The following is a 9440-nucleotide window of genomic DNA, read 5'->3' on the forward strand; positions in this document are numbered from 1 at the left end:
GAGGAAAAGCCCTATCTTGCCAGAAAGCTGGCTGAAAAACTTAATATAGCCCTCAGTACTGAGATTTTGGGCAATATTGAGAAGCTTAGGGAGGACTTCAACAAGATGCTGGAGCGCATTGTTGTAATAGAGGAGGAGCAGAAGAAACTGAGGGAGGACTTCAACAAGATGCTGAGCGAGATTAGTGGAATGAAGAAGGAGCAGAAGAGAATGAAGAAGACATATGAGTCTTTGAGAGGATCCATGCTCTACGGATTCAGCCAACTGAGCAGATTTGCCGGAGTTACATTCGAGGAATTTGTTAGAAAGCTCCTAACAAAGCAGCTGAGGAAGCTTGGAGAGATAGGAAAGGATAAGGAGCTTGTTAGAGCTGAGATAGATGGGGAGGGGATAGACATGTTTCTAGACGATCCTCTGATAGTTGGAGAGATAACAAGCCATGCTGAGAGCGTGGAAGAGGTGGATAAACTGCTGAGGAAAGCTAGATTGGCAGAAGAAAAGTACAAAAAGAGCCCTAGAAAGATCCTTGTGGTGCTAACAGCTCCGAAGGACGTTGCCGCTGATATCAGGAGAATTGGGAGGGAGAAGAACATAGAGGTTATAGTGGGGAAAACTACAGAAAGACCTAGATAGTGGGAGCTAGCACAATTCCCCAAGCATTCTTTTCACAGGAATAATGAGAAAATATATCAGCTATGTTTAGTAATTTTTACTATGGTATTATACACTTTTTCTATAATGTGCTCCACCCTCGAACGAAGATCCTTCGAAAGTTCTTCTGATACTACATACGAATTTCCGATCTCTATCCCAATTATATACACCTTTCTTGGTTTATTTAAATTTAATGATTCCATTAACAATAATATTTCGGGAAGACCAGCATAGTGAGGGGATAAAAATGCGCACTGTTCCAAATCCTTAGGTTCTACGAGCAGTACCTCACCAACAGGATGCCTACCGCTTCTCATGCTGTCCACTATTATAACAGTATCCCTTCCAGCGATGAGATCCATTAGGGAAAAGCCGCTTTCCTCGGTTATCTCCACTTCATAGCCCTCATTTTTAAGCCTGTCCTTTAGCCTTTCTCCGACTAGTATTCCTATCCTATCATCTGACCATATGGAATTTCCAAGGAATAAAACCATGGGCATCATGATGATCATCAAGAAAGAAAAAGAGAGGTTACCTCTTCACTACCCTGAGGAGCTCACCTCTTGTGTTGTAAATATACAGAGCTAGTGGCATTGATCCGGGCAGGGAGTGAGTTGCGCATGCATGGCATGGATCGTATGCTCTGAAGGCCATCTCAACCATATTGAGGAGCCCTTCGCTCACAACACCTCCTCTTATAAGGCTCCTAGCTGCCTTATCTATGGATAGGGAGATCCTAGCGTGATTATGTTGTGTTGCAACAAGGAGATTTGCCTTTTTTATCACTCCTCTCTCATCAGTTTCATAATGATGTATAAGAGTTCCCCTAGGCGCCTCCACCACCCCTATACCGACACTTGGCTTTTCAGAAGGCAGAGTTCTTACATTCTTATCAAGTATCTCTGGGTCGTTTGCCAGCTCTTTTATCCTCTCTGCTGCATAGACCATTTCTATGATCCTTGCCCAGTGATTAGCAAGCGTGTAATGAACGGGTTTGCCGCCCAGCGTATTATACATCTCCTCATATGCCTCTTGAGCCAGTGAAGTGGCCATTCCATCGGCAGCATTTAGCCTAGCCAACGGAGCCACGCTGTATATCCCGCTCTGCTTTCCATCAACAAATCCATTCCAGCCAACTCTTTTCAGAAACGGAAATGTTGTGTAGGTCCATGGTTCCACATGCTCAGCTATGTGATTTAGATAATCGTGGACATCGAATTTGGCAAATTCATTGCCATCAGGGTCGACAACTCTTATCATACCATCGTAGAAGTTGACCCTGTTCTTGCTGTCCACAAGGCCCATGTAGTAAGTTCTATGGGTATATGCCTCGCTCTTTATGAGATCCACGTACTTCTCATTCTTAAGAACAATGTTCTTGAATACATTCAGCGTGAACTTGGAGAACTCAAGCCATTCATCAGCAAATGCCCTTAGATCCCTCACTATGTCCTCTGTGAGGGGTTTTGATATTCCACCAGGAAGGCCGAAAACTGGATGTATAGGCTTTCCCCCTATTCTCTCCATCATCTTCCTTATGTTCTTTCTGGTGCCTATCACCTTCAGGCCGACCTCCGTTCCAACTTTCCTCAGAACTCCCACTACATTTCTCTCCTCCTTAGGTGCATCAGGGCCCACTATGAAATCAGGCCCTGCTAGGATGTAGAAGTGAAGAGCATGGTCCTCGAGCATGAACATGTTGTAGAACATCTCCCTTATCTTCTTCGCAGCGGATGGCGGATCAACCTTGAAGAGGTCATCCAGAGTCTTTGTTGACGCCATATGGTGTGCTGTTGGACACACTCCACATATCCTAGGAGTTATCTGAGGCATGTCCTCAGCATGTCTTCCCTCAGCAAATTTCTCAAATCCCCTGAGCTCCGGTAACTGGAAGTAGGCTCTCACACAATTTCCATTGTCATCCAGAACTATTACTATCTTCCCATGGCCCTCAAGACGTGTTATAGGATCTATCACTATCTGCCTGCTCATACCTCAGCCACCTCCCCCTTCAACTTTGATTTAGCAAGACCAACTCTGCCTCCAAGCTTGGAAGCAGCTAAATAGTATCTATAAAGCGTGCCAACCCAGTCAGGGATCTTATCATAGACCTTGTTGAGCTCTTCCTCCTCCATCGGGGAGTAGTCCATTATGCTCGCTATGAAGGAGAGGGCCTTGCCTCCATAATCTGCAACATTATCAAGAGGTCCAAAACATCCTGTGCAGGGCATGTTGGCTTTGGGACAAAGTGCCCCGCATCCCCCTCTTGTAACTGGACCGAGACAGATTAATCCCTGCACTAAAAGACATTTTTCCGGATCTGGAATGAATTCATAAGGCCTTTTCAGATCCTTCAGCAGTATCTCCTCAGGCTTTGTATCATTTAACGGACATTCATCGCAAAGAGACCTCGATGAAGCCCCTATAACTGATCCCTTTGGCGGAAGATTGCCTGAAAGAAGTGCTTGAAGCGCGTTCCATGCTACATCCGGTGTTGGAGGACAGCCCGGAATATAGTACTCCACATCTATCACCTTATCCAAGGGGAGAAGCTTTGGCAGTATATCGGAGAGCTCAAGCTCCACCTCTCTCTGTAGCTCTGGTATTTTCACTTTAATGCGCTTTGCCGGCAGAATTTTATTCGGGTTGTCCACAGAGGGAACCTCGAGGTACTTTCTGGCGAGAACTTCATCTATATTATAGAGGTTTGCAAGACCTGGTATCCCTCCCCAAGAGGAACAGGATCCATAGGCTATCACTATCTGAGACTTCCTTCTGAGAAGTTTTACCATCTCCTCATGTTCCTCTAGCCTTACCCCTCCGTTTATAAAGGATACTGTTATGGATCCATCTGGCAGTTTCTCCACATCCTCCTTCTTGAAATCCATGGCAACAGGCATGAACACCACATCTACTTTCTCGAATACAGTGAGCAATCTCTCTGCTAGATCGACAAATGATTCCTCGCACCCTCCACAGGATGCACACCAATACCAAGCTACCTTGGGCTTCTCCATCTACCTCACCTCCAGCTTCTCCCTCAATGGGCCCAGCTTTTTCAGATCGTTCACCATTTCATTCACTACTTGGACCCACTTTCCTGCCTCCGATGCCGATATCCACTCGAGCTTGAACCTTTCTCTTTCAATCCCCAGCGAATCAAGAAGCCTTCTGAACAATGTAAATCTCCTGAATGCCTTGAAATTCCCCTCTGAATAGTGGCAATCAGCTGGTGGGTGGCAACCTGCTACTATAACTCCATCAGCACCTCTGTTAAAGGCCTCCAGCACGAATTGTGGATCAACTCTTCCGGAGCACATCACCCTTATCACCCTGACGTTGTGAGGATACTGAATTCTGCTCGTTCCGGCCAGATCCACGGCCGCATATGTACACCAATTGCATGCAAAAACAACTATCTTGGGCTCAAAACCCTCACTCATGATCTCACCCAAAAGCAGCTAACACTTGGGCCCTTAACTGTCGATCCTTGAAGCCAAGCTGCTGCATAGCTCCTGAGGGACAGGCAGCAGCGCATGATCCACAACCCATGCAGAGAGCCTCCTCAACATGCGCTATCCTGTCGCCATCTACTATCTTGATCGATATTGCATCATATGGGCACACCCCAACACAAATTGCACATCCACTGCATATATCCTCGTTTACATTTGCTATCATCGGCTCTGCGATCACCTTTCCCTTTGAGAGCAGAGCCATAGCCTTTGCTGCTGCAGCGCTGCCCATCCTTATGCTCTCCATTATGTTTTTCGGACCTGTCACAGTACCTGCCAGAAATATGCCCTTTGTCGGGGATTCAGCGGGAGCTAGTTTCAAGTGAGCCTCCCTCAGAAATCCATCTCCTCCTCTGCTGACCCTTGTCACCCTGATTACATCATCCAGATCGCGCCGCGGCACCATACCGGTTGAAAGCACAACAGCATCAACAGGTATCCTGATTCTCTCCTGAATAGTATATTCATATAAATCTATGAAAAGCCCCTCCGGGCTTATCACAACATTAGGAGGCTCCTCCTCAAACTTTACAAATCTCACCAGCCTTCTGCCTGCCTCTAGGTACAGGCTCTCATCACTTCCGTAAGTCATAATATCTTTGTATATTATATAAACATCTGTATTAGGATATTTCTCTCTTATCTTTATCGCATCTATTATAGCAGTTGTGCAGCACATCCTAGAGCAGTAGGATCTAGCATTAGGTGTGGTGTTTCTTGAGCCAACACACTGTATGAATGCAATGCTCTTGGGAATTCTGCCGTTAATTACGAGCTCACCTCGTGTTGGTCCCTCGGGATCTAGAAGCCTCTCCAATTGAAACAGCGTTATTATGTTGTTGTGAAAACCGTGACTGTACTCCCCCTTGAGCGGTCTGTAGGCATCATATCCTGTTGCTATTATCAGAGCCCCTACTTTCAGACCCAGCTCCCTCGGCTCCTCACTTAGATCTATTGCATTAAACCTGCAAACTCTCACGCATTCTCCGCACTTTGTGCATACCCTGTGATCCACCACATAATACGGCGGATATGCCCCCCTGAAGGGCAGAAATATCGCCTTCCTCCTGCTCAGCCCGAAATCGTATTCATTGGCCACATCAACAGGGCAGACCTCCTCGCACTCGCCACAGCTGTTGCACCTTTCATTTACATACCTAGGATAAACCCTTATCTTGGCCTCATAGTTCCCTGCAAACCCTTTAAGCTCGATTAGCTCAGAGTTTGTGAATACATGTATCCTAGGGTTCCTCTTTATCAGTTCGATCATCTTATTGATAACTTCTGAACCTCTTGTCTGGAGATCTACATGTCCTATGAGAGCCGCTTTTCCTCCCAGTGTGGGGCTTCTTTCCACTAAATACACATCAAAACCATACCTCGCAAGCTCAAGAGCTGCCCTTATTCCTGAAACTCCACCGCCCAGCACAAGCACACTGTTGTAGACAGGAAACTCCTTCTCCTCGAGAGGCTCAAGAAGCCTTGCTTTTGCCACTGCCATTCTTATTAGGTCTTTTGCCTTTTCTGTAGCCAGTTTTCTGTCCCCATGTACCCAAGAGCAATGTTCTCTTATGTTTGCCATCTCAAAGAGGTATTTATTCAGGCCTGCTGACTCCACAGCAGATCTGAAAGTGGGTTCGTGCATAGAGGGAGAGCATGCTGCCACCACAACCCTGTTCAGGCCGAGGTTCTTTATATCATCTTTTATCAAGTTCTGACCCGGCTCAGAGCACATAAACACATAATCCCTCGCCACAACAACATTTGGAAGGGTCTTTGCGTATTCTGCAACTTCCTTGACATCTACAGTAGCGGCTATGTTCAATCCACAGTGACATATGTAAACACCTATTCTCGGCTCCTCATACATGACAATCACCTCCATCCACCGGAATACTTATAAGAGCTTCATGCATTCCCTTAGCTATGAGAGCAGCTCTTGCAGCCGCAGCACTAGCCTCTGTGACAGAGTCGGGGATGTCTTTTGCTCCTGCCACAACCCCCACAACAAAAATGCCCTCTTTAGTTGTTGATACAGGATCTAAATAGGGATCCCTCAGCTTTATAAATCCATCTGCAGTGAGATCAACTGGCAGAGGTGGAGGACTTGGCCTAACTGCAACTGCCAGAACGACCATATCATACTCCTCTTTCTTCATGTAGCTTGATGCGGTATCCTCGTATGTCAGCACTAGATTTTTTGTCTTGGGATCCTCATCTATCTTGACGACTTTGCCGCGAACATACCTTATTCCGAATTCTCTTTTAGCCCTCTCCACGAACTCGTTGAATCCCTTACCAAACGCCCTTATATCCATGTAGTATATCGTGCACTCAACATCCGGGAGATGCTCCTTGGCCAGTATTGCCTCCTTTGTCGCAGCCATGCAGCAAAATGCCGAGCAATAACTGTTAAATCTGACATCTCTGGAGCCAACACACTGTATCCAAGCAATCCTCTTCGGATGTTTTCCATCCGACCTCCTCACAATCTCACCCTGTGTTGGTCCGGTAGCTGAGACAAGTCTCTCGAACTCCAAGTGAGTGTACACATTCTGATATTTCCCATACCCATACTCTGGAATATTTCCTGCATTGTATAACTCCATTCCAGTTGCTATTATTATTGCTGCTACATTTAACTCTATTGTTTCAGGTTTCTGATTAAAGTCTATCGCTTTAGCAGGGCAGACCCTTTCGCATATGCCGCATAGAGGTCCCTTTGCTTTCTCCTTCAGCTCAGGTGGTGGATTGAGCCTCATGCATGCTTTCTCATCTATTAAGGCTTTGCGGGGAACTGCCTGTGGGAACATTATGTGTATCGCCTTCCGCATCGATAGACCCATGTTGAACTCATCTGGGACTTTCTTGGGACATTTTTCAACGCATGTGCCACAGCCATTGCATTTATCCCAGTCGACATAGGTGGGCCTCTTCAAAATCCTGACAGAGAAATTGCCAACACTACCACCAACTTCTTGAATCTCGGAGCACATGATCAGCTTTATGTTTGGATATCTGAGAAGAGCAGCCATCTTCGGTGTTAAGATACAGGATGCACAATCTAGTGTGGGAAAAGTCTTATCAAGTTGGGCCATTTTCCCTCCAACACTTGGAAGCTTGTCCGCTAAATACACATCAACCCCTTGCTCAGCCAGATCCAATGCAGCCTGAATACCAGCTATACCTCCACCCAAAACAAGAACAGGTTTGCTCACAACAAACCACCTCCTTTCTTAAACACAGCATGAGGTATTCTCATGCCTTTCATTGAGGCAAAATATGCAATGAAAGGCCTATATATGAAATGAGAAAATTTAGAGAATGGTAATTCAATTAAAAACAATAAAGGTTGAAGCGCTACATGTATTGCATACGAGTAATATGCTAGAATTGGCTGATTGAACAGCCTAAAAGCGAGTACAAAAATGCCCGTCAAGGTTATCAGAAAAACTACTATTATGAAGGCTATGTCTGTGTGCGTGGTAGCTGTGATGTAGTAGATATCCTTACCTCGAAGCCTATTTACTATCGATGATATTATCGAATAAAGTATCATTGCTGAGGCAGCTACTCCCAAGAGGGTCCATGCTAAACCCAAGAAAGTTGACGGATCCCTCAGAGAAGCGTATAAATAAGGATTGGGTGCTAATGTCAGCACTGTGAACATAGTCAGCGTCATTATCCCTAGCAGAATGAAGCCATAAAAGATAAGCAAATGATCCACCCATCTTCTTTTGTTTTCGCAGCGGTTCATGGGAAACTGAAGGAGCAAATACTTTACCAGAGTGGGGAGAGATGAGAGAGGTCCTTTAGCAGAATTGGCTGTTTTATCGTGCACGATAAATCTGTAAGATCTGTACAAACCACCAAGTATTATCACTAATGACACCAAGCCCACCGATATGCCCATCAACTCAACCTTTGAGGGAGGAAGAAACATGGAGAGATCTACCTTTGTCTGATCCATGGGTCCATGGATTAAGTATATGAACAAAAGGCTTATAGCAAATAACACTATGTTAGCCAGCGTTAAATAGAGCTTTGAGGACTGGACAAGTCCTGCTATATGGGTCCAATCATACTTGCTTATTAAGTATCGTCTTAAAGAGTCCATTATTCTGCTCGGCTTTGCATCCCTAGGGCATGTCTTTGTGCACTCCCCGCAGTAATAACACAGCCATGGAAGAGGATCTGATAGAAGTCTATCCTCTAATTCCAGCTGAGCATACCTGATGGCCTTTCTAAAGCTGGTTTCCAGCTCTTCTGATACTGGGCATATAGCCGTGCAGGACCCGCATTGATAGCAGATAAATAGATCTCCTCCTCCCAGCTTCTTTAGGGATCCAGTGACTTTCCCTCCTTTAATTACCGGCATTGCAGAGGAAAAAATTCCACCACTCATTTCAGATCGCCTGCCATTAAACGAAAGAGTTTTCAATATTAATTTTTCTCTGGAAAAAATATGGAAAAAGTTTGTAGAATAAAGAGGTTTTTCAAGAAAAAGCTAGCTTTTCAAGGAGAATTCAACAATAACAAATTTATGAAAGGATGGGAAAAAGGAGGGTTGCACGGGTCCTTTTTTTAGAGAATTCTGAAAATTTCTTGGTAGAAAAAAGATAGAAAAATTAATTCATTATTCTGACTAATATAGATATTAGAAATCTAGAGATAAAAAGGTTTTTGCTCTTCATTAAGCCTATTTATCTCGTTCATGATCAAGCTAACAGCTAGATCTATCCCACTGGAAACAGCTGGAGCTATATTCTCGCCTAAATCTATTTCATTTACCCCTATCCCGATGAATAATATCTTTTTAAGGGATTTCTTGAAGAACCAGAGCAAATTCAGGAGCTTATCCACATCGATATCATGCGGATCTATCTGAAATGTCCCATATTCCTCATTTTTTCTCTCACGAGCCTCAATTAGGAGACTACCGGGATTTTCTGACAGAAAGGAGTCAACTATTATCATTACACTGCAATCAGGGGAGTTCATCAGTGCATCAAATGCAGATGAGCACTCCATGACAGTTATAGAAGGAGGTAGTTTTTCCCTGAGAATTCTAGCTACAATCACCCCAGCACTGTCATTTCCAGCGTACTGATTTCCAATTCCCAGCACAACTATATCAGGCATGTTCCCTCTTTATCTCCGGAAATATCGGCAGATACTTCACAGCAAGCGTGAAAGCTAGGGCCTCAAGGGCTACAAGCATGCCCGTTACTGAGATCTCAGCCCATGTCGGGAAGTATATTGCACCTGAAG

9 protein-coding genes are annotated in these 9440 nt (G+C 44.9%); 1 reads left to right on the top strand and 8 read right to left on the bottom strand.

Annotation, left to right across the window (positions count from 1 at the left end; translation table 11 throughout):
* Nucleotides 1-633: hypothetical protein (locus D6D85_RS16600; protein WP_161969921.1), on the top strand; the 633-nt coding region annotated here is incomplete at its 5' end.
* A gap of 56 nt (nt 634-689) precedes the next feature.
* Here the strand turns inward: D6D85_RS16600 and D6D85_RS14735 are convergent.
* The 8 genes from D6D85_RS14735 to D6D85_RS14770 all read right to left on the bottom strand — a co-directional run bounded on the left by D6D85_RS14735 (nt 690) and on the right by D6D85_RS14770 (nt 9311).
* Nucleotides 690-1166 (bottom strand): hydrogenase maturation protease, encoded by a 477-nt coding sequence (locus D6D85_RS14735; RefSeq protein WP_125672809.1) that lies wholly within the window; start codon nt 1164-1166, stop codon nt 690-692.
* A 19-nt stretch (nt 1167-1185) separates the two neighbouring features.
* A complete protein-coding gene (locus D6D85_RS14740) occupies nt 1186-2646 on the bottom strand; it encodes a Ni/Fe hydrogenase subunit alpha (protein WP_125672811.1) in 1461 nt (486 codons plus the stop codon).
* A complete protein-coding gene (locus D6D85_RS14745; protein ID WP_125672812.1) occupies nt 2643-3671 on the bottom strand; it encodes an oxidoreductase in 1029 nt (342 codons plus the stop codon). Before D6D85_RS14745 ends, D6D85_RS14740 begins: the two co-directional genes overlap by 4 nt.
* Complete coding sequence (locus D6D85_RS14750) at nt 3672-4097, bottom strand: hydrogenase iron-sulfur subunit (protein WP_125672813.1); 426 nt, start codon at nt 4095-4097, stop codon at nt 3672-3674.
* A gap of 4 nt (nt 4098-4101) precedes the next feature.
* Entirely contained in the window at nt 4102-6039 is a 1938-nt protein-coding gene (locus D6D85_RS14755; protein WP_237558873.1) for a CoB--CoM heterodisulfide reductase iron-sulfur subunit A family protein, read from the bottom strand.
* Nucleotides 6032-7387: a CoB--CoM heterodisulfide reductase iron-sulfur subunit A family protein gene (locus tag D6D85_RS14760; RefSeq protein ID WP_125672817.1), complete on the bottom strand. Its 1356-nt coding sequence runs from the start codon at nt 7385-7387 to the stop codon at nt 6032-6034. Before D6D85_RS14760 ends, D6D85_RS14755 begins: the two co-directional genes overlap by 8 nt.
* A complete protein-coding gene (locus D6D85_RS14765; RefSeq protein ID WP_125672819.1) occupies nt 7384-8574 on the bottom strand; it encodes a 4Fe-4S dicluster domain-containing protein in 1191 nt (396 codons plus the stop codon). The genes D6D85_RS14760 and D6D85_RS14765 overlap by 4 nt, the downstream gene beginning before the upstream one ends.
* Before the next feature lie 260 nt (nt 8575-8834).
* Complete coding sequence (locus tag D6D85_RS14770; protein ID WP_125672821.1) at nt 8835-9311, bottom strand: hydrogenase maturation protease; 477 nt, start codon at nt 9309-9311, stop codon at nt 8835-8837.
* Between the last annotated feature and the right edge of the window lie 129 nt (nt 9312-9440).

This window comes from Candidatus Methanodesulfokora washburnensis, from assembly GCF_003947435.1.
GTDB lineage: Archaea > Korarchaeota > Korarchaeia > Korarchaeales > Korarchaeaceae > Methanodesulfokora > Methanodesulfokora washburnensis.